This is a genomic window from Inquilinus sp., assembly GCF_039594555.1.
GTDB lineage: Bacteria > Pseudomonadota > Alphaproteobacteria > DSM-16000 > Inquilinaceae > Inquilinus.
Genome location: NZ_JBCNNF010000069.1, coordinates 1 through 21,699, shown reverse-complemented (window position 1 = coordinate 21,699; position 21,699 = coordinate 1). Strand labels below are relative to the sequence as shown.

25 protein-coding genes and 1 pseudogene are annotated in these 21,699 nt (G+C 71.1%); 9 read left to right on the top strand and 17 right to left on the bottom strand.

Going from position 1 to position 21,699, the window contains the following annotated elements:
• The 5 genes from ABDW35_RS10195 to ABDW35_RS10175 form a co-directional block, all read right to left on the bottom strand.
• A partial coding sequence (locus tag ABDW35_RS10195) for an ABC transporter permease (RefSeq protein ID WP_343713752.1) occupies window positions 1-829 on the bottom strand: 829 nt, incomplete at its 3' end.
• Window positions 826-1,764, bottom strand: a complete 939-nt coding sequence (locus tag ABDW35_RS10190) for an ABC transporter permease (protein WP_343713751.1) — start codon at window positions 1,762-1,764, stop codon at window positions 826-828. The genes ABDW35_RS10195 and ABDW35_RS10190, both read right to left, overlap by 4 nt.
• A 29-nt stretch (window positions 1,765-1,793) precedes the next feature.
• Window positions 1,794-2,642, bottom strand: a complete 849-nt coding sequence (locus ABDW35_RS10185; protein WP_343713750.1) for a proline iminopeptidase-family hydrolase — start codon at window positions 2,640-2,642, stop codon at window positions 1,794-1,796.
• Window positions 2,643-2,816: 174 nt separating this feature from the next.
• Window positions 2,817-3,518, bottom strand: coding sequence for an SDR family NAD(P)-dependent oxidoreductase (locus ABDW35_RS10180; RefSeq protein ID WP_343713749.1), 702 nt, complete (start codon window positions 3,516-3,518; stop codon window positions 2,817-2,819).
• Window positions 3,519-3,542: 24 nt separating this feature from the next.
• Entirely contained in the window at window positions 3,543-5,162 is a 1,620-nt protein-coding gene (locus ABDW35_RS10175) for a GMC family oxidoreductase N-terminal domain-containing protein (protein ID WP_343713748.1), read from the bottom strand.
• Between the two features lie 185 nt (window positions 5,163-5,347).
• Here ABDW35_RS10175 and ABDW35_RS10170 point away from each other — a divergent pair, with 185 nt between their 5' ends.
• A complete protein-coding gene (locus ABDW35_RS10170) occupies window positions 5,348-6,379 on the top strand; it encodes a glycosyl transferase family protein (protein WP_343713747.1) in 1,032 nt (343 codons plus the stop codon).
• On the opposite strand, the gene ABDW35_RS10165 is transcribed toward ABDW35_RS10170, so the two are convergent.
• Both ABDW35_RS10165 and ABDW35_RS10160 read right to left on the bottom strand, forming a co-directional pair.
• On the bottom strand, window positions 6,376-6,897 hold the full coding sequence (locus ABDW35_RS10165; protein WP_343713746.1) for a hypothetical protein: 522 nt from the start codon (window positions 6,895-6,897) through the stop codon (window positions 6,376-6,378). The two genes, ABDW35_RS10170 and ABDW35_RS10165, sit on opposite strands and share 4 nt — an antisense overlap.
• A gap of 11 nt (window positions 6,898-6,908) precedes the next feature.
• Window positions 6,909-7,763: an MBL fold metallo-hydrolase gene (locus ABDW35_RS10160; protein WP_343713745.1), complete on the bottom strand. Its 855-nt coding sequence runs from the start codon at window positions 7,761-7,763 to the stop codon at window positions 6,909-6,911.
• Between the two features lie 83 nt (window positions 7,764-7,846).
• Here ABDW35_RS10160 and ABDW35_RS10155 point away from each other — a divergent pair, with 83 nt between their 5' ends.
• Window positions 7,847-8,461, top strand: a complete 615-nt coding sequence (locus tag ABDW35_RS10155; RefSeq protein ID WP_343713744.1) for a TetR family transcriptional regulator C-terminal domain-containing protein — start codon at window positions 7,847-7,849, stop codon at window positions 8,459-8,461.
• A gap of 6 nt (window positions 8,462-8,467) precedes the next feature.
• Here ABDW35_RS10155 and ABDW35_RS10150 read toward each other — a convergent pair whose 3' ends face one another.
• Complete coding sequence (locus ABDW35_RS10150; protein WP_343713743.1) at window positions 8,468-9,370, bottom strand: LysR family transcriptional regulator; 903 nt, start codon at window positions 9,368-9,370, stop codon at window positions 8,468-8,470.
• Window positions 9,371-9,465: 95 nt separating this feature from the next.
• On the opposite strand from ABDW35_RS10150, the gene ABDW35_RS10145 reads away from it, so the two are divergent.
• The gene (locus tag ABDW35_RS10145; RefSeq protein WP_343713742.1) at window positions 9,466-10,215 is read left to right on the top strand and encodes an SDR family oxidoreductase; all 750 of its coding nucleotides are present in this window, start codon (window positions 9,466-9,468) and stop codon (window positions 10,213-10,215) included.
• A gap of 3 nt (window positions 10,216-10,218) precedes the next feature.
• On the opposite strand, the gene ABDW35_RS10140 is transcribed toward ABDW35_RS10145, so the two are convergent.
• The 3 genes from ABDW35_RS10140 to ABDW35_RS10130 all read right to left on the bottom strand — a co-directional run bounded on the left by ABDW35_RS10140 (window position 10,219) and on the right by ABDW35_RS10130 (window position 11,651).
• Window positions 10,219-10,701: a heme-binding protein gene (locus ABDW35_RS10140; protein WP_343713741.1), complete on the bottom strand. Its 483-nt coding sequence runs from the start codon at window positions 10,699-10,701 to the stop codon at window positions 10,219-10,221.
• 62 nt (window positions 10,702-10,763) lie between these two features.
• Entirely contained in the window at window positions 10,764-11,219 is a 456-nt protein-coding gene (locus ABDW35_RS10135) for a VirK family protein (protein WP_343713740.1), read from the bottom strand.
• A 123-nt stretch (window positions 11,220-11,342) separates the two neighbouring features.
• A complete protein-coding gene (locus tag ABDW35_RS10130; RefSeq protein ID WP_343713739.1) occupies window positions 11,343-11,651 on the bottom strand; it encodes a hypothetical protein in 309 nt (102 codons plus the stop codon).
• Between the two features lie 216 nt (window positions 11,652-11,867).
• On the opposite strand from ABDW35_RS10130, the gene ABDW35_RS10125 reads away from it, so the two are divergent.
• On the top strand, window positions 11,868-12,656 hold the full coding sequence (locus ABDW35_RS10125; RefSeq protein ID WP_343713738.1) for a metallophosphoesterase: 789 nt from the start codon (window positions 11,868-11,870) through the stop codon (window positions 12,654-12,656).
• Here the strand turns inward: ABDW35_RS10125 and ABDW35_RS10120 are convergent.
• The 3 genes from ABDW35_RS10120 to ABDW35_RS10110 all read right to left on the bottom strand — a co-directional run bounded on the left by ABDW35_RS10120 (window position 12,653) and on the right by ABDW35_RS10110 (window position 15,034).
• A complete protein-coding gene (locus tag ABDW35_RS10120) occupies window positions 12,653-13,876 on the bottom strand; it encodes an adenylate/guanylate cyclase domain-containing protein (protein ID WP_343713737.1) in 1,224 nt (407 codons plus the stop codon). The genes ABDW35_RS10125 and ABDW35_RS10120 overlap by 4 nt on opposite strands.
• Before the next feature lie 86 nt (window positions 13,877-13,962).
• A complete protein-coding gene (locus ABDW35_RS10115) occupies window positions 13,963-14,721 on the bottom strand; it encodes a sulfite exporter TauE/SafE family protein (protein WP_343713736.1) in 759 nt (252 codons plus the stop codon).
• A 61-nt stretch (window positions 14,722-14,782) separates the two neighbouring features.
• Window positions 14,783-15,034: a hypothetical protein gene (locus ABDW35_RS10110; RefSeq protein ID WP_343713735.1), complete on the bottom strand. Its 252-nt coding sequence runs from the start codon at window positions 15,032-15,034 to the stop codon at window positions 14,783-14,785.
• A 102-nt stretch (window positions 15,035-15,136) separates the two neighbouring features.
• Here ABDW35_RS10110 and ABDW35_RS10105 point away from each other — a divergent pair, with 102 nt between their 5' ends.
• Both ABDW35_RS10105 and ABDW35_RS10100 read left to right on the top strand, forming a co-directional pair.
• Entirely contained in the window at window positions 15,137-16,066 is a 930-nt protein-coding gene (locus ABDW35_RS10105; RefSeq protein WP_343713734.1) for a LysR family transcriptional regulator, read from the top strand.
• Between the two features lie 48 nt (window positions 16,067-16,114).
• Window positions 16,115-17,053 carry a glycine/sarcosine/betaine reductase selenoprotein B family protein gene (locus ABDW35_RS10100; protein WP_343713733.1) on the top strand — a complete coding sequence of 313 codons (939 nt, stop codon included), beginning with the start codon at window positions 16,115-16,117 and terminating at the stop codon, window positions 17,051-17,053.
• Here the strand turns inward: ABDW35_RS10100 and ABDW35_RS10095 are convergent.
• Window positions 17,039-18,049: a GlxA family transcriptional regulator gene (locus ABDW35_RS10095; protein ID WP_343713732.1), complete on the bottom strand. Its 1,011-nt coding sequence runs from the start codon at window positions 18,047-18,049 to the stop codon at window positions 17,039-17,041. The two genes, ABDW35_RS10100 and ABDW35_RS10095, sit on opposite strands and share 15 nt — an antisense overlap.
• Window positions 18,050-18,214: 165 nt before the next feature.
• Between ABDW35_RS10095 and ABDW35_RS10090 the strand changes: the two genes are divergently transcribed.
• The 3 genes from ABDW35_RS10090 (at window position 18,215) to ABDW35_RS10080 (ending at window position 20,849) form a co-directional block, all read left to right on the top strand.
• Window positions 18,215-18,850: an HD domain-containing protein gene (locus tag ABDW35_RS10090; protein WP_343713731.1), complete on the top strand. Its 636-nt coding sequence runs from the start codon at window positions 18,215-18,217 to the stop codon at window positions 18,848-18,850.
• Window positions 18,851-19,014: 164 nt separating this feature from the next.
• Window positions 19,015-19,581 carry a helix-turn-helix transcriptional regulator gene (locus ABDW35_RS10085; protein WP_343713730.1) on the top strand — a complete coding sequence of 189 codons (567 nt, stop codon included), beginning with the start codon at window positions 19,015-19,017 and terminating at the stop codon, window positions 19,579-19,581.
• Window positions 19,582-19,655: 74 nt separating this feature from the next.
• Window positions 19,656-20,849: an MFS transporter gene (locus ABDW35_RS10080; protein WP_343713729.1), complete on the top strand. Its 1,194-nt coding sequence runs from the start codon at window positions 19,656-19,658 to the stop codon at window positions 20,847-20,849.
• Here the strand turns inward: ABDW35_RS10080 and ABDW35_RS10075 are convergent.
• Together ABDW35_RS10075 and ABDW35_RS10070 are read right to left on the bottom strand one after the other, a co-directional pair.
• A complete protein-coding gene (locus tag ABDW35_RS10075; protein ID WP_343713728.1) occupies window positions 20,836-21,129 on the bottom strand; it encodes a MoaD/ThiS family protein in 294 nt (97 codons plus the stop codon). The genes ABDW35_RS10080 and ABDW35_RS10075 overlap by 14 nt on opposite strands.
• 3 nt (window positions 21,130-21,132) lie before the next feature.
• Window positions 21,133-21,699: pseudogene (locus ABDW35_RS10070) on the bottom strand (exo-alpha-sialidase); the annotation flags it as partial.

Here is a 21,699-nt window from a genome sequence, read left to right as displayed (position 1 = left end):
GGCCGTCGCCGAGCAGGCTGAAGCCGAGCGCGATCACCGCCAACGCCACGCCCGGGAAGGCGGCGATCCACCAGGCGCGGATGATGAAGTTCTGGCTTTCCGCCACCATGATGCCCCACTCCGCCGTCGGCGGCTGGACGCCGAGGCCGAGATAGCTGATCGAGGCGCCGAGCAGCATGGTCAGCACCACGTCGGACATCGAGAACACGATCGAGCTGACCATCGCGTTCGGCAGGATGTGCCGGGCCATGATCCGCAGGTGGCCGTAGCCCAGGCTGCGCGCGGCGGTGACGAAGTCGCTGGCCTTCAGCACCAGCACCTGGGCGCGGACCAGCCGGGCGTAGGAGACCCAGCCGACCAGGGCCATGGCGATGAAGAAGCTGCCGAGGCCGGGGCCGAGGATGGCGATGATCGCCAGCATCAGCACCAGGAAGGGAAAGGCGATGACGATGTCGACCACCCGCATCACCACGATATCGACCCAGCCGCCGAAATAGCCGGAGATGCAGCCCACCGCCGTGCCGAGGATGAAGGGGATCAGCACGCCGAACACGCCCATCATCAGATCGAAGCGGGTGCCCCAGATCAGCCGGGACAGCACGTCGCGGCCGAAATTGTCGGTGCCGAGCCAGTGGTCCAGCCCGGGCGGCAGCAGCGCGTTCGCCGTGTCCTGCTGGATCGGGTCGTAGGGGGCCAGCACCGGCGCCAGCAGCGCCACCAGCAGGAAGACCCCGACGATGCCGGCGCCCCACCACAGCGCGCCCGGCACCCGCGGCAGCCTGATCCCGAGCCGCGGCCGGGCCGCGGTGGTGCCGGCGACGGCGCTCACAGCCTCACCCGCGGGTCGAGGGCGACGGTCAGGATGTCGGCCAGGAAGTTCACCGTGACGCTGGCGACGGCGAAGGCCATGGCCACGCCCTGCACCACCATGTAGTCGCGGGTGAAGATGCCGCGCACCAGCAGCTGGCCCATGCCGGGGATGGAGAACACGTTCTCGATGATCACCGTGCCGCCGATCAGCCAGCCGATGTTGACGGCCAACAGGTTGATGGTCGGGACGATGGCGTTGGGCACGACATGGCGCCAGAACACCATGCCCTCGGGCAGGCCGCGCGCCCTGGCCGCAGTGGCCTGGTCGGAGCGCAGCTCGGCGATCATCGCGGCCCGGAGGGTCCGGGTCAGCACCGCGGACAGGGCCAGGGCGATCGTCAGCCAGGGCAGCACGAGGTGATGGAGCCGGTCGGTCCAGTCGTCGCCGTAGCCCGCCACCGGGAACAGCCCCAGCGTCACGCTGAACAGGATGATCAGCATGATCCCCAGCCAGAACGGCGGCAGGCCGAGGCCGGTGGTCGAGACGATGCGGATGGCGTGGTCGGCCAGCCGGCCGCGGCGGCGCGCGGCGATGGCGGCGAAGGGCACGGCGATCAGCAGCGACAGTAGCACGGCGCCGAACACCAGCAGCAGCGTCGGCTCGATCCGCTCGGCGATCAGGCCAAGCACCGGGACCTTGTACAGGATCGACCGGCCCATCTCGCCATGGGACAGGTTCTGCAGGAACAGGCCGTATTGCGTCCAAAGCGGCTCGTCCAGCCCGAACTGGGCGCGGATCCGGGCGACCGCGTCCGGCGTCGCCTTGGTGCCGAGCAGCACCCGCACCGGGTCGCCGGGGATCGAGCGGATCAGCACGAAAGTGATGATGCTGATGCCGAACAGCACCGGGATCAGCTGCAGCGGGCGGGTCAGAACGAAGCGGAAACGGTGCATCGCCGGTCAGCCCGGGCGGCGGGCGGGCATCAGGCGCCCCGGTTCTGTTCGAGGAAGTCGAGCAGCACCGGGTAGTAGGCGTGCGGCTCCTCGTAGAACGGCATGTGGCTGGAGTTCGGGAAGACGTGCAGCCGGGCGTTCGGCAGCGCCAGCTTCATGCGCAGCGCACAGGCCGGGGTCAGTTCGTCATGCTCGCCGCAGGTGATCAGCACCGGGACCTTGATCCGGTGCATGTCGGGCAGCCGGTTCCAGTCCTTCAGATTGCCGGTGTAGAGGAACTCGTTCGGCCCCTGGATGGTGCCGTAGGGCCCCATGTTCCAGTCGTCCAGCGAGCGCTTGACCGGCGCCGGCCAGTGGTCGAGCCGGCAGACATGGCGGTGGTTGAGGATGGTGATCGCCGCCTGATAGACTGGGTGGTCGAGCGTGCCCTCGGCCTCGTGCCGCTGCATCATCGCCACCGTCTCGGGGCCAAGCGCCGAACGCAGCCGCTCCAGCTCCCCGATCAGATGCGGGATGTCGGCGGCCGTGTCCTCCAGGATCACGGTCTTCAGCGCCTCGGGATGGGTCAGCGCGTATTCGACGCTGAGCCAGCCGCCCCAGGAATGGCCCAGCAGATGCACCCGGCCGAGGCCGAGCGCCTGGCGCACCGTCTCCACCTCCGCGACATAGCGGGTGATGGTCCAGAGCGCGGGGTCGGTCGGCCGGTCGGAGGCGCCGGTGCCGAGCTGGTCGAAGGCGACGACGCGGTAGCCGCGGTCGATCAGGCAGGAATGCGCGTCTCGCAGATAATCACAGGGCAGCCCCGGCCCGCCATTGAGGCACAGCACCGTCTCCGGCCCCGAGCCGAAGCTGTAGGCCACCACCTTGTGGCCATCCACGCGAATCTCGTCCCGCCGATCCGGCGCGATCTCCCGCCACATTCAGCCATCCCCGTCTGATCATTTTTTGCGTCGCGGAACGCTAGACTGATCGGACAAATCCGGCAAGGCGGGCCGATGGGGAAGATTGGGACCGGCGGTCGCGCGGTCGAGGTCCAGGCAGGACCGGCGTGGTCACGCCTTGCCGTACACCGGCACGATGGCACCGCGGGCGACCTGGTTGGTCGGGGAGGCTAGATGCAAGATCGTGGCCGCCACCTCCTCCACCTTCGGCCAGGCGGTGGGGTCGGCCTTGGGCATGGCGGCGCGATTGGCCGACGTGTCCATGGTCGAGGGTGCCACGGCGTTGACCAGGATCCCCTGCCCCGCCACCTCCTGCGCCAGGGCCACGGTCAGGGCGGCCAGCGCCGCCTTCGAGGCGGTGTAGGCGATCATGCCGGCGCCCAGGCGCCATTCCAGCGCCGGCCGGGCGGCGACATTGACGATGCGGCCGCCGGCGCCGCCGCGGCCGATCGCCTGCACCGCGCTGCGGCAGCACAGGAAGGCGCTGATCAGGTTGGTGTCGAGTTGCCCCTGCAGCATCGCCTTGTCGGTGTCGGCGACCGGTGCCATGGCAAAGCCGCCGGCGACGTGGATCGACGCCCAGAGCCCCGGCAGCGCGGCATAGAATGCGGTCACCGCCGCCTCGTCGGCCAGGTCCGGCACCGGCGACAGCACCACCCGGTCATGGCCGCGATGGGCGAAGCGGCGCGAATCCTTCACGTCGCGGACCGGGACATGGCAGGTGGCGCCAGCCTCCAGCAGCAGCCCGACCACCGCCGCGCCGAGCGCGCCGGTGCCGCCGGTGACCACGACATGACGATCCTGGAACTCCATGAAACCTCCTCGCGGGGACGCAGGCTACGGCTGGGTCGACCTTCGATCCTCCAGGATCATCGCCGCGGCCTTCTCGGCGATCATGATGGTGGGCGAGTTGGTGTTGCCCGAGGTGATGGTCGGCATGATCGAGGCATCGGCGATGCGCAGGCCGGAGAGGCCGCGCACCCGCAGCCGCTCATCGACCACCGCCAACGGGTCCTGGCCCATCTTGCAGGTGCCGACCGGGTGGAAGATGGTGGTGGCGATATCCCCCGCCGCCCGCGCCAGATCGGCCTCGTCCTGCAGCGCCGGGCCGGGCCGCAGCTCCTCCGGTTCGTAGCGGGCCAGGGCCGGCGCCGTGGCGATCCGCCGGGTCAGCCGGATGGCGTCGACCGCGACGCGGCGGTCGGCCTCCTCGGCCAGGTAATTCGGCCGGATCGCCGGCGCCGCGGTCGGGTCAGGGCTCTTGATGCGGACCGAGCCGCGGCTGTGCGGCCGCAGGTTGCAGACCGAGGCGGTGAAGGCCGGATAGCGGTGCAGCGGCTCGCCGAACCGGTCGAGGCTGAGCGGCTGGACATGGTATTCGAGATTGGCCGTCTCCTGCGCCGGGTCGCTGCGGGCAAAGGCGCCGAGCTGGCTGGGCGCCATGCTGAGCGGGCCGCTGCGAAACAGCGCGTATTCCACGCCCATGCCGATCCGGCCGAGCACGCTGTTCGCCCGCTCGTTCAAGGTCGGCACGCCCTTGACCCTGTAGACCAGGCGCAGCTGCAGATGGTCCTGCAGGTTCTCGCCCACGCCCGGCAGGTCGTGCAGCGGCTGCACGTCATGCGCCGCCAGCAGGTCGGCCGGGCCGATGCCGGAATGCTGCAGGATGGCGGGGGAGCCGACGGCGCCGGCCGCCAGCACCACCTCACCCGCCGCGGCATAGGCCTCGGTGCCGTCCGGCCGCCGGAACACCACGCCGGTCACGCGCTTGCCCTCGAGATGCAGCTTCAGCACCTGGGCATGGGTCTCGACGCTGAGATTCGGCCGTTTCAGCGCCGGCTTGAGGAAGCCCTTGGCCGCGGTCCAGCGGATGCCGCGGCGCTGGTTCACCTGGAAATAGCCGCAGCCCTCATTGTCGCCGGTGTTGAAGTCGTCGGTCGGCGGGATGCCGGTCTCGGCGGCGGCCTGGCGGAAAGCGTCGAGGATCTTCCAGGACAGGCGCTGCGGCTCGACCCGCCATTCGCCGCCGGCGCCGTGGAAGGCCGAGCGGCCCTGCCAGTGGTCCTCGGACCGGATGAAATGGGGCAGCACGTCGTCCCAACCCCAGCCGGCATTGCCGAGCTGCCGCCACTGGTCGTAGTCGCGGGCCTGGCCGCGCATGTAGATCATGCCGTTAATGGCGGAGCAGCCGCCCAGCACCTTGCCGCGCGGATAGTTGATCGCCCGGCCCCCCAGCCCGGCCTCGTGCTCGGTCTTGAAGCACCAGTCGAGGCGCGGATCGCCATGGGTGTAGAGGTAGCCGACCGGAATATGAACCCAGATGGTGCCCGACTTGCCCCCGGCTTCCAGCAGCAGCACCGAGGATCTGGGGTCGGCCGACAGGCGGTTGGCCAGCACGCAGCCGGCGGAGCCGGCGCCGACGATGACGGTGTCAAACGTCCCGATCGTCTGCGTCATCGGCCCGCTATCGCCTTCAGCGCCATTCCTGCCCCCGATCCGCTGCGGTTGACGGCTTTCGGGTCGATCTTCCTACAAGGCCGCCGGCCATACAATGACGGCAGCGGCCGGGACGCAGGGCGCGCTCGACGGGCCCGCCTCCCGGCGCTAACCATTCACCGTCAGATCTTCGAGAGAGCACCGGCATGGCCAGCGACGTCGAAACCGTGACCGCCACCGCGGACTCGCCGCCGCGCCAACGCATGGCGGCGCATCTCGCCGCGATCGGCCGCGGCCCCGGCCGGTCGCGGCCGCTGACCGAGGCCGAGGCGCAGGACGCCTTCGGCATCATCCTGGCCGGCGAGGCCGACCCGATGCAGGTCGGCGCCTTCCTGCTGCTGGAGCGGTATCGCGGCGAGACGGCGGCGGAGCTGGCCGGCATGATCCGCGCCGGCCGCGCCGTGGTCGGCGCCGCCCCCGCCGTCCGGCCGGCGCTCGACTGGCCGTCCTACGCCGCCGGCAAGACCCGCGGCGCGCCCTGGTTCCTGCTGTCGGCCCTGCTCGCCGCCCGCGCCGGCCATCCGGTGCTGATGCACGGCATCAATGTCCGCGTCACCGAGGGCATCGAGACCGAGGATGCGGTGCGGGCGCTGGGCCTGCCGGTGCCCGAGACCCCGGCCGAGGCGGCCCGGACCCTGGATGAGACCCGCTTCGCCTATCTGCCGCTGCGCGCGGTCAGCCGCACCCTGACCGAGCTGATGGAGCTGCGGCCGGTGCTGGGCCTGCGCAGCCCGGTCAACTCCGCGGCGCGGCTCTTGAACCCGTTCGAGGCCAGGGCCAGCTTCGTCGGCGTGTTCCACCCGGCCTATCAGGACCTGCATCGCGACACGGCGCGCCTCCTGGGCCAGAGCGACCTTTGCGTGGTCAAGGGCGCCGGCGGCGAGGCCGAGCGCACGCCCTTGAAGGCGCTGTCACTCCAGCGGCTGGTCGGCGGCGAGGCGCTGGACGAGACGGTGCCGCCGATCCTGGGCGAAGGCCGCGGCGAGCGGCTGGAGCGCCGCGACCTGGAGCATTTCCGCGCGGTCTGGACCGGCGCCGCCGAGGACCCGGCGGCGGAGGCGACGGTGGTCGGCACCACCGCGGTGGCGCTGGCGGTGATCGCCGGCGACAGCGGCGACGCCGCCCATGCCCGCCACCTGGACCGAGCGGCGGCGCTGTGGCGGGAGCGGAACGGCTAGGATTTCGGCGCCGGCGGCACCGGCAGCAGGATCTCCGACGCGATCTTCCAGTCCGCGCCCTCCCGGATCCAGTCGACGATGACCAGGAACGGCTTGGGCGTGCCGTCCTGACCGGCATAGGAGACGGTGATCGTCACCGGGTCGTAGGATTCGGCGACGTCGCCGGTCAGCCCGACGACTTTGAGCTTCGCCAAGTCCGGCTGCAGCACCACCGGGCCGGAGGCGGCGATGTCGTGCAGCTTCCGCTCGATCGCCTCGTTGCCCCAATAGCCCGCCCAGTTGCCCTCGGACGGATCGGCGCTCTTGGCAACCAGCAGGGCGGAAGGCGAATGCCAGTACATCCCGCTCAAGGCCGCGAGGTCGTGCCGGTTCGCGGCCGCCATCAGCTGCCCGAAGCGCGCGCCGACCGCAGCCAGCGCCTGCGCGTCGAGCGGATTCTGGGGCCCGGCTGCGATGGCCGTGTCCGCAATCGATGCCGCCGCCAGGGCAACGGCGGCCGCCAGAAGTCTGTTCTGCATGATCGGTCCTTCTAGGCCTGCGGCTTGGCGGCCTTGGCCGCGCCCCAGAGCGAGCCCGGATTGGCCCGGCCGGGATGGAGGGCGAGCATGGCGTCGTAGAGCTCCCGCGCCGTCACGGTCGACTTCTCCAGCCGGTTGAAGTCGCGGAGATACTGCCGCGTCTCGCCGATCACGCGGGGATGATCCTCGGCCCCCGGCACCTTGTGCGCGGCGATCACCGTGCCGGCGCCCAGCGCCTCCAGCCGGTCCAGCGTGGCGATCCACTCCAACCGGCTTTGCGCGCTGGTCTCGCCGAGATAGGGGTGGATGCCGTTGTAGACCGCGTCGCCGCCGACCAGCAGCCCGACCGAGGGGACATGGAGGCAGGTCGAGACCTCCGTATCGGTGCTGCCCGCATCGATCACCACGAGCCGGTGCCCCTCCAGCTCCAGCGCGTCGCCCTGCAGCGGCTCGGCGGCCGGCAGGCGGTCGAGGATCTCGCCGGGGAAGAGGCGACGCCAGAAGCCGTCGACGCTGGCCGGCGCCAGATGCGCCTGCATCGCCCGAACCACCGCCGGCGTCGCCACCGCCCGGGCCTCTGGGAACCGCTCCAGCAGCGGCGCGAGGCCGAAGAAGTGGTCGCCATGGGCATGGGTGACATAGATCGCCGTGAGGCGCTTGCCGCTGGCGACGACCCAGTCCAGCAGCGTTTGCGACTGGGCGGCAGTCAGGAAGGTGTCGACCAGGACGGCGTCGCGCTCGCCCTGGATCAGCACCGAGGAGTTCGCCACCCAGGCCAACGCCTCCTGGCCGGGCGGCAGGTCGCGGCTGAGGCCGGGCCGCTTGATCGTCAGCACATCCCAGCGCAGGGCCGGTCCGGTGGTCATGATCCCTCTCCTTGACGGTCAATTCACGGGAGCCGATAAATTAGATATGACCGGTCGTCTTGAATTGATCAAGGAGCCTTTGGATGGCATTTCGTCCATCAGCCCGGCGGGGCCCGAAGCCGAAGCCCGGCACGCGCGGCACCCTGGTGCAGGCGGGCCTCGGCCTGATGCATGCGGAGGGCTATGCCGCGACCGGGATCCAGGCGGTGGTCGAGACGGCCGGCGTCCCCAAGGGCTCCTTCTACAATCACTTCGCCAGCAAGGAGGCGTTCGGCGCGGAGGTGATCGACGCCTATTCCGAGCGTGGGCTGGCGAAGCTGCGTGATGTCCTCACCGATCCCGCCCGGCCGCCGCTGGCGCGGCTGGAGGCCTATTTCGACGACCGCATCGCGGCGTTCCGGACAGCCGGCCATGTCCGCGGCTGCCTGATGGGCAATTTCAGCGCCGAGGCCGCCGACCACAGCGCCGTGATCCGTGACCGCCTGGCCGTGCAGTTCGCGGCCTGGACCGGCCTGATCGAGGCCTGCATCGCCGAGGCCCAGGCCGACGGCTCGGCGGCGCGGCGCTTCCCCGCCCCTTTGCTGGCTGGCTTCGTCATGAACAGCTGGGAGGGCGCGCTGCTGCGGATGCGGGTGGAGAAGAGCGACGCCCCTCTCCTCGCCTTCAAGCAGATCGTGTTCGGCGGGCTCCTGGCCTGACCGGCCTCAGCCCCGGCCGCCGGTGATGCGGCCGATCTCCGCGGCGATGAAGTCCGACAGGATCCGGATCCGGGCCGGCGCACGCTGGCCGAAGGCGTGCAGGGCCTGGAACGGCATCGGCGGCAGGGGCTTGCCGGGCAGCACGGCGACGAGATCGCCGCGGCGCAGATCCTCCTCGACGATGCAGCGCGTCACATACGCGACGCCCAGACCCAGCCTGGCCGCCGCGCACAGGCCGAAGCCGGAATCGAAGCCGACCCGGCCGCGCGTCGCGACGGTGGTGCCGTCGGCGAAGCGGATCTCCGGCACCCGGCGCCCGACGACGTATCGCGCGAAGGGCAGCGCCCGCAGGTCGTCGACGCCGCCGGGCGTACCCCAGCGGTCCAGGAAGGCCGGGGATGCGACCAGCACCATCTCCAGCTGTGCCAGGGTCCTGACCGTCAGATCGCCTTCCGCCACGGCACCGACGCGGAAGACCACGTCGTAATCCTCCCGGATCAGGTCGACCGGCCGGTCGGTGATGCCGATCTCGAGGTCCAACGCGGGATGGAGCGCCAGGAACCGCGTCAGGAGGGCGTCCATCAGCAGCCGGGCGATCTCGCCGGGCAGGCTGATCCGCAGCCGGCCGCGCGCATCGGCCGTCTGCTGCACCGCATCCGCCGACTGCTCGATCTCCTGCAGCAGGGGCGCGATCCGGTCGAAGAAGGCCAGCCCCTCCGGCGTCAGCGCCAGCACCCGGGTCGACCGCCGGAACAGCCGGGCGCCGAGATGCCGCTCCAGCCGCGCGACGCTCTTCGATACGGCCGACGGCGTCGTGCCCAGGTCGCGCGCGGCGGCGCTGAAGGACCCAGCCTCGACGGCGCGGACGAAGGCGACCAGGCCGGGCGCCTCGGTGAGCAGATGGGGCATCGTGACCTCCGGGCACAGATCCTGTGCCTGGCTCCGGTCTAACGCGGCGCCCCGGCGATGAGTACATGCATTCCGCAATCCAGCGGAGAAAACGGATGCGGAAGCTCGAAGGAAAGGTCGCCGTCATCACCGGCGGCAACAGCGGCATCGGCAAGGCGGCGGCCCGCCTGTTCGCGCAGGAAGGCGCGCGGGTCGTGATCACGGGTCGTCGGCAGGGCGTGCTCGACCAGGCGGTGGCGGAGATCGGCCACGGCGCCGTCGGCCTCCGCGGCGACGTCGCGGATCTCGACCATCACCGGATGGTAGCCGAAGAGGTCGAGCGCCGCTTCGGCGGGCTCGACGTCTATGTCGCCAACGCGGCGGTGATCACCATCGCCCCGTCGGCGACGGTGACCCCGGCCGAGTACGATGCGCATTTCGCCGTCAACGCCCGCGGGGTGTTCTTCGGCGTCCAGGCCATCGCCCCGGTGATGCGCGACGGCGGCAGCATCGTCGTCACCAGCTCGCTCGCCGCGACCAAGGTGCTGGACAACCACGCCGTCTATGCCGGGTCGAAGGCGGCGGTGGCGGCCTTCGCCCGCAGTTGGGCGCTGGAGCTGAAGACGCGCAGGATCCGGGTCAATGTGCTGAGCCCGGGCCCGACCGAGACCGCCATCCTGGGCAAGCTCGGCGTCGCCGAGGCGGACGTGCCGGGCTTCCTGGACACGATGTCCCGGATGATCCCCGCCGGCCGGATGGGCACGGCCGAGGAGCTGGCCGCCGCCGCGCTGTTCCTCGCCTCGGACGACAGCAGCTTCGTCAACGGCGCCGAGCTGCATGTCGATGGCGGGATGAAGCTGGTCTGAGCCTCAGCCGCGGCCACCCTGCCCCTGCCCCGCCTTGTACGCCTCGATCGCGCTGGTGATCAGCCGGTGGTCGTCCTCATGCGGCAGGCCGGAGACGCCGATGACACCGACCACCTGGGCACCGATGCGGATCGGGAAGCCGCCGCCATGGTCGATCATCGGCGTGCGGACCGACGGGCTCTCGGCCAGGGTCCGGCCGCGCGCCTTCAGCCGGTGGTGCAGCCATAGGGTGCTGCGGCCGAACTGGCGGACGGCGGCGAACTTCAGGTCCAGCCAGACCTGGTTGTCGGCCGAGGTGCCGTCGAGCGCGGCGGCGAACAGCAGCCGGTCGCCGACCTGGATGCGGATGGCGACCGGCGCCGGCGCGGTCTCGACGAGCTCGCGGCCGATCGCCCAAGCCTCGGCGAAGTCGAAGCGATCGAAGGCCAGCCGCACCTCCTCGGCCTCCAGCTCGGCGGTGCGGGCGGCGTGGTCGATCCCGGTCATCGGTCCCTCCTCGAATCTGCGGGACCGATCCTGCCACAGCCGCGCCGCCGATGCGCCGTGCGTCAGCCGCCGTCGCGCAGGGTCAGGGAGCCGTCGGTCAGCCGGCAGCGCAGCGTCGTGACTGGCCCGACCGTCTCATAGGTCGCCGGGTTCAGGTGCTTCAGGGCCAGCTCGGCGCTGTTGTCCGGGAAGATTCGCAGCCGGATGTATTCCAGCGACATGGCGCCGTTCGCCGCCTCGAAGGCGTGGGTCTCGGAGGTGGCGATGAATTGCGCCGTCAGGTTGTAGGTGGTGAAGGTCGGCACCGCCACCACCGGCGGGCCGCCGGCGCCGGACGGGTCGAGGCATTTCGCCAGGTCGATTATCACGCCTGGCTTCTCGCCCTGGCGCAGCTTGCGGTCGAGCTTGGCGTAGTCCCAGCCGGCGTGATCGGGGCCGGCATAGGCCGGCGCCGCGGCGGCAATCAGCACGGCCAGCGCCGGGACCGAGGCGCGGATGAGTCGGGGGCGGAGAGTCATCGGAGCGATTCCTTCCCGTGGATGCGGCCGGGCTCCGGCCATGGGACCACGATCCTAACCGATTCGCGCCGATGGGCAGCCGGGAAGCGGGCGGCCGGATCCGGGTCCGGCCGCCCCGCAACCTCAGATGATATCCTTGTCCGGGTCGATCGGGCCGAGCTCGATCACGACATCGGTCGGCTCGGGCTCGTGCGGCGCCAGCGTCGTGCGCTCGGCATCCGCCCAGCTGGCCAGCTTGACCACCTGCCCCGCCGGGGCGCCGGCCGGCGGGATCTCCACCGCTTCGAGGATGTAGAGGCCCTCGCCGTCAAGCAGGAAGGTGTGCTCCCCGAACATGGTGTTGAGCTGGGACATGGCCGGGTGGTTCTCGGGCAGGGCCTGGGCCCCGAACCGGGTCACCGTCCGGTCCACCAGCGCGGTGTTGAGCTTCATCGCATTGCTCCTGTCGATGGAGCCGCCTCCTGGGCGGCCTGTCGATCGGGGTCACGCCGGGCCGCATGCCGCGACGCGTGGCGGGGCCTCCCACCCTCCGGGTGGTGCGATAGCGGCCATCCGCACGACTTACCTAAGCGATGAACTCGATCCTGCAACCCCGGCCAGGCGTTGTTATGATGGGAGCATGATCCGATCGACACGCGACCCCGCCCGATGAAGCTCGAGGATTTCGACCGCCTGCCGCGCCATCTCGATCCGCGCCGCGACCCGTGGCGCCCGGCGATCCGGCCGCTGCCGGCCGGCCGCGCGGTGGCGGCGATCGGCGACGTGCACGGCCAGGCCGACCTGCTGGAGGCGATGCACCGGCTGGTGGCGGATGAGTTCGCCGCCCTGCCCGCCGGCACCGAGCGCACGCTGATCCATCTCGGCGACCTGGTCGACCGCGGGCCGGAGAATCTGCGCGCTTTGGCCCTGGCGCGGCAGGGCGTCGCGGGGGCGGAGACCGTCACCCTGTTCGGCAACCATGACGACCGGATGCTGGCGTTGCTGGACGGCGCCGCCGACCACAACACCCTGCAGTTCTGGCTGACCTATGGCGGCGACCGGGTGCTGGAGGAATGCGGCGTCACCGAGTTCGACCCCGACTGGCGCGGCCGGGTGCGTGCGGCGATCGGGCCGGAGCTGCTGGGCTGGCTGCGCGGCTGCCCGGTCACCCACCGCATCGGCGACCTGGTCTTCGTCCATGCCGGCATCGACCCGCAGGTGCCGCTGGCGCGGCAGGATCGCCACACCCTGCTGTGGATCCGCGAGCCGTTCCTGGACTGGCCGGGCCCCTTTCCGGAGGGGGTCGCGGTGATCCACGGCCACACCCCGGTCGACCGGCTGGACCTCGACCATCCGCACCGCATCGATGTCGACACCGGCGCCTTCGCCACCGGCTGCCTGTCGGCGGTGCTGATCCATGGCGACCGGATGCGGGGCTTGAGGGTCTGGCGGCTCTAGGCCCGGTCCGGCTCGAGCGTGAACAGCTCCTGCGGCAGGCGCACGCCGCGCAGGGCGTAGCGGCCGACGCAGACCAGCCCGGCCTCGGCCCCGCCCGCCGCCGCGGCGAAGGCGGAGGAGACCAGCACCGTCTGGTCCGCCGACCGGCACATCTCGGCGATGCGGCTGGTCTCGTTCACCGCCGGGCCGACCACGGTGAAGTCAAGCCGGTGGGCGCTGCCGATATTGCCGAAGAACACCTCGCCGATATGCAGCCCGGCATACATCTCGGTCACCGGCTGCCCGGCAGCCTCGCGCTGCGGGTTCAGAAGCGCAATCGTCGCCCGGGCCTTGCGCACGGCATCCAGCGCCGCGCGGCAGGCCCGCGCGCGGCCCTCCGCGTCGCCATCCTCCGGCCGGAAGATCGCCAGCACGCCGTCGCCGATCAGCTTGAGCACGTCGCCGCCCGCCTCCTGCACCGCCGAGATCACGGCGTCGGCATAGTCGTTCAGCAGCGGGATGATCTGTTCCGGCGGGGCATTGTCGGTGATCCGGGTGTAGCCGCGCAGGTCGCTGAACCACAGCACCGCGTCAATGCGGTCGGCCACGCCACGGGCGATCCGGCCGGACCAGACGGAGTTGCAGGCGTCGCGGCCCAGATAGGTTTCCAGCAGCGTCGAGGCCATCCGCGCCAGGGTGATGGACTTCATCGCCATCGCCAGGCCGGGCAGGACCCTGAGCAGCCCGGCGATCTCCTGGTCGCTGAAGCCGCCGGGCTGGTCCGTGGTCCAGGCCGAGAACAGCCCGTCCCAGTCGGCGATCGCGCCTTCGGGCTCGAAGCGGTTGAGGACGCCGACATAGTCGGTCATCCCCTCCTCCGCCGCCGTGGCCACCGCGGGAAACTCGGCGCAGCTTTCCGGCGTCACCCGACGGCGAAGCCAGTCCTCGCCGGTGTCGATCAGGTGGAAGAAGGGGCTGGCGCGCCATCTGTCCTCGTTGAGGCCCGGCGTGGTGCGCCCATAGCCGGTGAAGCTGGCCTCCGGCTCGTCGCGGCGCCAGCGCACGGCATTGCCCTCATAGACCGGGTGCAGCGTGTCGATCACCAGCAGGCCGCTGGCGATCGGCAGGCCGGCAAACACGGCGCGGGCGCAGAAACCGGCCAGTAGCTCGGTCTCCAGCAGGCCGATCAGCCCGGCCTCGATGGTCCATTCGGCAAGGGCGTTGAGCTTGGATTCGTCCATCCGTCATCCTGCGGCACGCGGCCGGGGTATTCCGATTTGCCGCAGCTTTACACGATCCGTGTTCGCGGCGCAGCCCGGCGACGGTGTCAGAGCACGCCTCGAACGCCGTCCGCCAGCAGCTTCAGCCCGATCGCCACCAGCAGCAGGTGGCACCAGAGATACAGCCGCGCCTCATCGATCCGGTCGTGGAAGCGGCGGCCGATCCAGACCCCGAGCGGCACCACCGGCGCCGCCACGGCGATCGCGGCGAGGTTCCGCGGCTCCAGCACGCCGAGATAGAGATAGGGCACCTGCTTGGCGATGTTGCACAGCATGAACACGATCGCCGAGGTGCCGGCGAACACGGTCTTGTCCAGCCGCTGCGGCAGCAGGTAGATCGCCAACGGCGGGCCGCCGGAATGGGCGACGAAGGTGGTGTAGCCGGTCAGCGTGCCCCACATCGCCGCCCGCCGGCCTGACGGCGCAGCCCGCGGCTGCTCCATACGGCGGCGGGCGAACCAGCGCAGGGCGAAGATCAGGGTGACCAGCGCGATCAGCAGCGTCACCCAGGCCGGGTCGACCACGGCGAAGGTCAGCCCGCCCAGCCCGATGCCGCACAGCAGTGGCAGCAGCAGGACCCGCAGGTTGGGCCGGCTCCAGGTCCGCGGCGGGAAAGCCCAGACGGTGAACACGTCCATCAGCAGCACCAGCGGCGCTATCACCGCGGCCGCGTCCACCGCCGGCATGACGAAGGACAGCGCCGGAATGCCGATGATGGCGAAGCCGCCGCCGAAGCCGCCCTTGGTGAAGGCGATGATGAAGATGGTGCCGAACAGCACGGCGAGGAGGACGGGATCGGTCGGCATCAGCGCGACCATGGCCGCCCCGGCCAGCCCCGCTCAACCGCCGGATTGCGCCGAGGGCAATTCATCGCCACAGCATCACCGCCAGGGCGAAGCCGAAGCCGACCGTCCCGGCGCCGCCGAGCACCGCGGCCAGCCCTGTCGCGACAGCGACATCGGAGCCCGCAGGACCGAACACCGCGACCAGACCGAGAGCCAGCCCCGTCGCGGACACGCCGCCGATGCAGGCCAGGGAGAATCGATCGTCTTCTGCCTGCCGGCGCAAAGCGGCCGCTTCGCTGGCGGCCGGATCGAGAAGGCGGGACAGGATGAGCATCGGACCCTCCATCGCTGCATCGTGTAGACGGTATGCCAGAGCGAGATTCGGGAGTATCCTGCTTGCCTGGATTTCATCCTTCCGAAAACCGCAAGGATGCCCATGGATCGCTTCGAGGCGATGGCCGTCTTCGTCAAGGTGGCCGAGGCCGGCAGCCTGTCGGCCGCGGCGCGGCGGCTTGGACTGTCGCTGACCTCGGTCAGCCGTCAGCTCGCGGCGCTGGAGGAGCGCCTGGGCACGCGGCTGGTGATCCGCACCACGCGGCGCTTGGCCCTGACCGAGGCCGGGCGGCTGTATCACGAGCAGGCCCGCCGCATCCTCGGCGAGGTCGAGGAGGCCGAGCAGGCACTGACCGCGCATCAGTGCGCGCCGGCCGGCCGGCTGCACATCGCAGCGCCGATGCTGATCGGCCGGCTGAAGCTGGCGCCGCTGCTGCCGGAGTTCCTGGCCCGCCACCCCGGCCTCGCCATCGACCTGACCCTGACCGACCGCCCAATCGACCTGATCGAGGACGGCGTCGGCCTCGCCATCCGCATCGGCCGGCTGCCGGATTCGAGCCTGATCCTCCGCCGGCTCGGCAGCATCCGCATGCGGGTCTGCGCCGCACCCGGCTACCTCGCCCGCCGGGGCGAGCCGGCAGTGCCTGCGGACCTGGCCGGACATGACTGCCTGGTCTTCACCACGGCCCCCGGCCCGGTGTCCTGGCGGTTCCAGGCCGCGTCGGGGCGGATGACGATTCCGGTCTCGGCCCGGATCCGCACCAACGACCTGGACGCCACGATCGCCGCGGCGCTGGCCGGCGCCGGGCTGGTCCGGGCCCCGTCCTGGCAGATCGCAGACCTGGTCGCCGCCGGCCGGCTGACACCGGTGCTGACCGACTATGAGCGGCCCTCGGCGCCGGTGCAGGCCCTGTTCCTGCCCAGCCGCCTGCTGTCGCCGAAGATTCGCCTGTTCGCCGACTTCCTGGCCGAGCGTTGGGCCGGGCGCGAGTTCGGCCATGAGGGGATGGAGGATGGCTCGGCCGGATCGTAGACTGAGCCGATCATGTGCCGGCACGGCACAGGAATGGGAGCGCCCTCGATGGCCGAAGAACGACCATTCGGATTTGCGCCCGCCGAGGATGCGCCGATTCCCTATCTGCAGAGGATTCGGACCTATTATCAGGCCCTGGGCTACGGCGCGCCCTATGAATGGGCGCATTATGCAGGCGTGCCGTTCCGCCCCCTGGGCAAGCCGCTGTCGGCGTGCCGGGTGGCCATCGTCACCACCGCCGCGCCGTATCAGCCCGGCAAGGGTGATCAGGGCCCCGGGGCAGCCTACAATGCGGCGTGCAAGTTCTACTCGGTCTATTCCGGCAGCACGGCGGAGGATCCCGATCTGCGGATCTCCCATGTCGCCATCGATCGCCAGCACACGACGGCCGAGGACCCCGCGACCTATTTTCCGCTGGCGGCGCTGCGCCGGATGGAAGCGTCGGGCCGGATCGGTTCCATCGCGCCCCGCTTCTACGGCCTGCCCACCAATCGCAGCCACCGCGTGACGCTCGAGGTCGACTGCCCGGAGATCGTCGCCCGTTGCCGGGCGGACGCTGTCGACGCAGCCATCCTGGTTCCGAACTGCCCGGTCTGCCACCAAAGCGTCAGCCTGGCCGCCCGGATGCTGGAGGAGAACGGCATCTCCACGGTCGTGATGGGGTGCGCCAAGGATATCGTCGAGCATGTGGGCGTGCCGCGCTTCCTGTTCTCGGATTTTCCGCTGGGCAACGCCGCCGGGAGGCCGCGGGACCGGGAATCGCAGCTCCTCACGCTCGATCTGGCCCTGACGCTGCTGGAACGGGCCCCCGTGCCGCGCACCACCGTCCAATCCCCGCTGGTCTGGAGCTCCGATCCGGATTGGAAGCTCGACTACTGCAACATCGAACGCCTCTCGGCCGAGGAGATCCGGCGGCGCCGGGCGGAGTTCGACAGGCAGAAGACGATCGCGCAGGCCGCGCGCCATGCGGGGTCAGCCGCGGGATAGCCCTCTCGCATCCGCTCCCGCCCGGCCCTCTCCCTGCACCCGGAAGCTGGCGCGATACTGGGCGGGCGTGACGCCGAGGCGCTTCAGGAAGACGATGCGCATCCGGTCGGAGCTGCCGAAGCCGCAATCATAGGCCACGGCCTTGAGGGCACGGTCGCTGCCCTCTAGCAGGTTGCGCGCGGCGTCGACCCGGGCGCGCTTGACGAATTCATGCGGCGTCACCCCGGCCTCCTGCACGAACAAGCGGGCCAGGTTGCGGCCGCTCATCCCCGCCACCCTGCCCAGATCCTCGACCGTGAAGGTCGCCCCGATATGCTGCATGACATGGGCCTGGACCTTGGCGATCGGCGACTCCGGGTCGGCCGGCGCCGTCAGGAACGGGCTGAACTGCGACTGCCCGCCCTGGCGCTGCGCCACCACGACCAGCCGCTTGGCCACCGCCAGCGACACCCGGGCGCCGTGATGCTCCGCCACCAGGGCCAGGGCCAGGTCGATGCCGGCGGTGACGCCGGCCGATGTCACCAGCGCGCCGTCTCGCAGATAAATCCGGTCGAGCTCGACCTGCGCCTTCGGAAACAGCTCGGCCAGGCGGGGCGCGTTCTGCCAGTGCGTGGTGACGCGATGGCCGTCCAGCAGCCCGGCATGGCCGAAGGCGAAAGCGCCGGTGCAGATCGACCCGTGCAGCTCCGCCCGCCCCGCGGCCGCCCTCAGCCACTCCGACAGCCCGGGATCGGCCGGCGCCGTGGGCAGGCTGGGGCCGCCGGCGACCAGCACCATCGAGAACGGCTCGACGGCCTCGGCGAAGCTGCGATCGGCGACCATCTGCATGCCGTTGGACGCGCGCAAAGGCGCGGTGTCGGCGGCGACCAGCAGCGTCTCGTAGCGGTCGGCGCTGGCGATGAAGCCGTTGGCCTCGGCGAAGACGTCCACCGGCCCGGCGACGTCCAGCGCCTGCACCCCCGGAAAGATGGCGATCGCGACCGTCCGCACCGGCATCCGCCTGCCCCTCTCTGCACCAGCCGACCGATCCCACGGCCGCCGCCCGGCCGCAATGTCCGATTTGCGCGTGCGCTTGTCCGGAAGCGGCGCCCCGGCCGCGTTGAGGCGGACGGTGCCGGAGGCTCACATCAGGGGCATCGAAATTGAGGAAGGTTCACGACCATGTCCATCGCCGGCATCCGCATCCCCGACAGCGCCATGGCCCGGGAGATCACCGAGCTGGTGCGCGACACCGAGAGCGACCTGCTGTTCCACCATTCGACCCGGGTCTACCTGTTCGGCGCCCTGACCGGGCAGCGCAAGGGGCTCACATTCGATCCAGAGCTGCTCTACGCGGGTGCGATGTTCCACGACATGGGGCTGACCGAAGCCTATGCCAGCCCCGACCTGCGCTTCGAGGTCGATGGCGCCAATGCCGCGCGGGACTTCCTGAAGCGGCACGGCATCGCCGACAGCGACATCGACCTGGTCTGGGATTCGATCGCGCTGCACACCACGCCGGGCATTCCGGAGCACAAGCACCCGGTGGTGGCGCTGGTGACCGCCGGGGTGGAGATGGACGTGCTGGGCCTGGCCTTCCACGACTTCACCCAGGAGCAGCGCCGCCAGGTGGTGCAGGCCCATCCGCGCGGCGTCGATTTCAAGCACGGCATCATCGAGGCCTTCGCCCACGGCACCATCCGCAAGCCGCAGACCACCTTCGGCAATGTGAAGGCCGACGTGCTGGCCCGGATGGACCCGACCTACCAGCGGGTCGATTTCACCGAGGTGATCCTGAACTCGGACTGGGAGAGCTAACGACATCGGTCGAGAGCAAAATGAGTCCCCCCTCCCCTCGCGGGAGGGGGCCAGGGGGAGGGGGACTTCGTTGGCTCGGGCGTCGGGAGAGGCATCGTATCCTGCTGTGCCGCCTGTACCTGGCCCTGGACTCTCTCCGCCGCCAGGCCCATCTTTGCGCCATCATGACCGCCCCGGGATACAGCATCTGCGCCGCCGACGGCCTCGGCCGGTCGCTGCGGCTGTGGCGCGCGCTTCGGCGGGTCAAGCAGGCCCATGCCGCCGAGCTGCTGCAGGTGTCGCAGGCGATGGTGTCGCGCTGGGAGGCCGGCACGCTGGTCCCCGATGCCGAAGAGCAGGCGCGGCTGCGCCGGCTGATGGCCGCCCGGCTGGACAGCGCCGCGGACCACGCTTTGGCCCGGCTGGTCACCCAGTCTCCCGGCAGCGTGCATCTGGTCTGCGACCTGACGCACCGGCTGCTGGCCGCCTCGCGCGGGCGCAGCCGCGATTGGGACTTCCGCACGCCGGAGCTGCTGGGCGTCTCGCTCTGGCGCTTCGCCACGCCGGAGATCCAGGCCGCCGAGGCGTCCCTGACCGAGGATGGCTGGTTCGAGCCCGACCCGCCCATGGTCGAGATCGCGACCAGCGCCAACGGCTCGCCGATCGTCCCGATCCGCGAGGGCCGCATGCGCTGGACCCGGCTGCAGCTGTCCGACGGCGCCTTCGTGCGCCTGGCCGAGACGCTGTCCTGAGCCTGAATATCTTATTCAGCCGCCCCTCCCTGCCCCTTCGCTAGGATCGCGCCGTCCCTGAACACGGAGTGATCATGTCGTCCCGCGGATCCTGGGCCGCCATCCTGGTGATCTACGCCGCCGGCGTCGCCGCGGCGGCGCAGCTCGGCAAGCTGTCGGCACTGCTGCCGCCGATGCAGCGCGACCTCGGCCTCGACCTCACCACCGCCGCGCTGCTGGTGTCGCTGCTGGAGATCGGCGGCGCCGCGCTCGGCCTCTTCGCCGGCGTCGTGATCAGCCGCTTCGGCGCCCGCCGCGCCCTCTTGGCCGGGCTGCTGCTGCTGGCCGTCGCCGCCGCCGGCATGGCCGCCACATCGGCCGTGATCGGCATGTTCCTGTGGCGCATCGTCGAGGCCGCGGCCTATCTCGCCGTCGCGGTCGCCGCCCCGACCCTGACCATCGCCACGGCCTCCCCGGCGCAGCGCTCGAGCGCCCTGGCGCTATGGAGCACCTTCTTCCCGGTTGGCTTCGCCACCGGCAGCATCCTGGCCGGGCTGGGCGTGGAGATCGTACCCTGGCGCTGGGTGCTGCTGGGCAGCGCCGCGCTGACCGCCCTGCTGCTGTTGCCGTCCTGGCGCCTGCCGACGCCGCCGGAGGCCGCGCCGCGTCGGGCCGCGAGCGGCAGCGCCCGCCCCGCCCGCGCCCCGCTCGGCGCTTGGCTGATGGCGGTCGGCTTCGCCTGCTACACCACCTTCGAGGTCGGGCTGCTGGCGGTGATGCCGGCCTATTTCACCGGCCAGCACGACCTGCCGGCTTCGACCGCCGGGCTGATCACCGGCGCCGCCGCCTTCGCCTCGGTGCTGGGCGGGCTGGCCGCCGCCTGGTGGATGCGCCGCGACCGGCCGCTCGGCGGCTTCACCGCGATCTGCGTCGCCGTGCCGGCGCTGCTGCTGTTCGCCGTGTTCACGCCGGCGGCGGGATCCTGGCTGTGGCCGGCCGCGGCGGCGATGCTGCTCAACGCGATCTCCGGCGCCGTGCCGGCCGTGGTCTTCGCCCGGCTGCCGGATGCGGTCGGGCCTGGCGGCGACATGGCCACCGCCAACGGACTGCTGGCCCAGGGCGGCGCTTCCGGGTCGCTGCTGGGGCCGCCGCTGCTGGCCGCCGCGGCGAGCCATCTCGGCTGGCCGGCCGCGGCCGGCGCCGGCCTCATCGCCTCGGCGCTCTGCCTCCTGCTGCTCGGCCTGGCGCAGCGCGGCCCGGCCGGCGCCGCGGCGCTCAGCCGCCGCTGATCGCGGTCAGGACGAACATTTCCGTCCCCGGCGCCAGCGGCGTCGTCAGCGTGGCTTTGCGGCCGTCGACGAAGATGTTGATGTGGCGCCGGATGGCCGGGCGGGTGTCGCGGATGCGGTCGCCCATGCCCGGCCAGCGTGCGTTCAGCCCGTCGATCGCCTCGGCCACCGTGGCGGCCCGCAGTTCCACCCGCGGCGGCGCGCCAGGGAACAGGATGGTCAGCGCCGTCGGCAGCCGCACCAGCACGGCCTCCGCCGGCTTTGTCCGCGCCTCGGCCATGGCTCAGCGGTCGACCACCAGAGTCTCGACCGACGAGATCGAGGGCAAATGCTGGGCGACGCAATCCCAGCTTTCGCCCTCGTCGGCGCTGGCGAACAGGGCGCCGCCCGAAGTGCCGAAATACACCCCGGCCGGGTCCAGCCGGTCGGTCGCCATGGCCTGGCGCAGCACGCCGAAATAGGCGTCCTTCTGCGGCAGCCCGCGGCGCAGATCCTGCCATGTCGCCCCGCCGTCACGGGTGCGCCAGACCGCGGCCTTGGCGTCCGGCACGTATCGCCCCTTGCTGTCGCCGTTCAGCGGCAGCAGGAACAGCGTGTCGGCGTCGCGCGGATGGGCCGCCGCCGGGAAGCCGAAGCTGGAGGGCAGCCCGGCCTCGATGCTGTCCCAGCGCCGACCGCCATCGTCGCTGCGATACATGCCGCAATGGTTCTGCTGGTACAGCCGGTCCGCCCCGCCCGGCGCCATCACCAGGCAGTGCACGCATTGGCCGAATTCCGGATAGCGTTGGTCCTCCGGCATGAAATCGGCGCGGGTGCCGCGGTTGCGCGCCGGGATAGTTCCGTAATTCCT

Excerpts from the sequence above, each read along its gene's own strand:
- ABDW35_RS10115 (WP_343713736.1), bottom strand. The coding sequence starts at position 14,721 with ATGCCGACCGATCCCGTCCTCCTCGCCGTGCTGTTCGGCACCATCTTC.
- ABDW35_RS10120 (WP_343713737.1), bottom strand. The coding sequence starts at position 13,876 with ATGGACGAATCCAAGCTCAACGCCCTTGCCGAATGGACCATCGAGGCC.
- ABDW35_RS10085 (WP_343713730.1), top strand. The coding sequence starts at position 19,015 with ATGACCGCCCCGGGATACAGCATCTGCGCCGCCGACGGCCTCGGCCGG.
- ABDW35_RS10190 (WP_343713751.1), bottom strand. The coding sequence starts at position 1,764 with ATGCACCGTTTCCGCTTCGTTCTGACCCGCCCGCTGCAGCTGATCCCG.
- ABDW35_RS10180 (WP_343713749.1), bottom strand. The coding sequence starts at position 3,518 with ATGGAGTTCCAGGATCGTCATGTCGTGGTCACCGGCGGCACCGGCGCG.
- ABDW35_RS10145 (WP_343713742.1), top strand. The coding sequence starts at position 9,466 with ATGCGGAAGCTCGAAGGAAAGGTCGCCGTCATCACCGGCGGCAACAGC.
- ABDW35_RS10130 (WP_343713739.1), bottom strand. The coding sequence starts at position 11,651 with ATGAAGCTCAACACCGCGCTGGTGGACCGGACGGTGACCCGGTTCGGG.
- ABDW35_RS10170 (WP_343713747.1), top strand. The coding sequence starts at position 5,348 with ATGGCCAGCGACGTCGAAACCGTGACCGCCACCGCGGACTCGCCGCCG.
- ABDW35_RS10075 (WP_343713728.1), bottom strand. The coding sequence starts at position 21,129 with ATGGCCGAGGCGCGGACAAAGCCGGCGGAGGCCGTGCTGGTGCGGCTG.
- ABDW35_RS10175 (WP_343713748.1), bottom strand. The coding sequence starts at position 5,162 with ATGACGCAGACGATCGGGACGTTTGACACCGTCATCGTCGGCGCCGGC.
- ABDW35_RS10105 (WP_343713734.1), top strand. The coding sequence starts at position 15,137 with ATGGATCGCTTCGAGGCGATGGCCGTCTTCGTCAAGGTGGCCGAGGCC.
- ABDW35_RS10125 (WP_343713738.1), top strand. The coding sequence starts at position 11,868 with ATGAAGCTCGAGGATTTCGACCGCCTGCCGCGCCATCTCGATCCGCGC.
- ABDW35_RS10150 (WP_343713743.1), bottom strand. The coding sequence starts at position 9,370 with ATGCCCCATCTGCTCACCGAGGCGCCCGGCCTGGTCGCCTTCGTCCGC.
- ABDW35_RS10100 (WP_343713733.1), top strand. The coding sequence starts at position 16,115 with ATGGCCGAAGAACGACCATTCGGATTTGCGCCCGCCGAGGATGCGCCG.
- ABDW35_RS10080 (WP_343713729.1), top strand. The coding sequence starts at position 19,656 with ATGTCGTCCCGCGGATCCTGGGCCGCCATCCTGGTGATCTACGCCGCC.
- ABDW35_RS10090 (WP_343713731.1), top strand. The coding sequence starts at position 18,215 with ATGTCCATCGCCGGCATCCGCATCCCCGACAGCGCCATGGCCCGGGAG.
- ABDW35_RS10165 (WP_343713746.1), bottom strand. The coding sequence starts at position 6,897 with ATGCAGAACAGACTTCTGGCGGCCGCCGTTGCCCTGGCGGCGGCATCG.
- ABDW35_RS10135 (WP_343713740.1), bottom strand. The coding sequence starts at position 11,219 with ATGACTCTCCGCCCCCGACTCATCCGCGCCTCGGTCCCGGCGCTGGCC.
- ABDW35_RS10155 (WP_343713744.1), top strand. The coding sequence starts at position 7,847 with ATGGCATTTCGTCCATCAGCCCGGCGGGGCCCGAAGCCGAAGCCCGGC.
- ABDW35_RS10095 (WP_343713732.1), bottom strand. The coding sequence starts at position 18,049 with ATGCCGGTGCGGACGGTCGCGATCGCCATCTTTCCGGGGGTGCAGGCG.
- ABDW35_RS10160 (WP_343713745.1), bottom strand. The coding sequence starts at position 7,763 with ATGACCACCGGACCGGCCCTGCGCTGGGATGTGCTGACGATCAAGCGG.
- ABDW35_RS10140 (WP_343713741.1), bottom strand. The coding sequence starts at position 10,701 with ATGACCGGGATCGACCACGCCGCCCGCACCGCCGAGCTGGAGGCCGAG.
- ABDW35_RS10110 (WP_343713735.1), bottom strand. The coding sequence starts at position 15,034 with ATGCTCATCCTGTCCCGCCTTCTCGATCCGGCCGCCAGCGAAGCGGCC.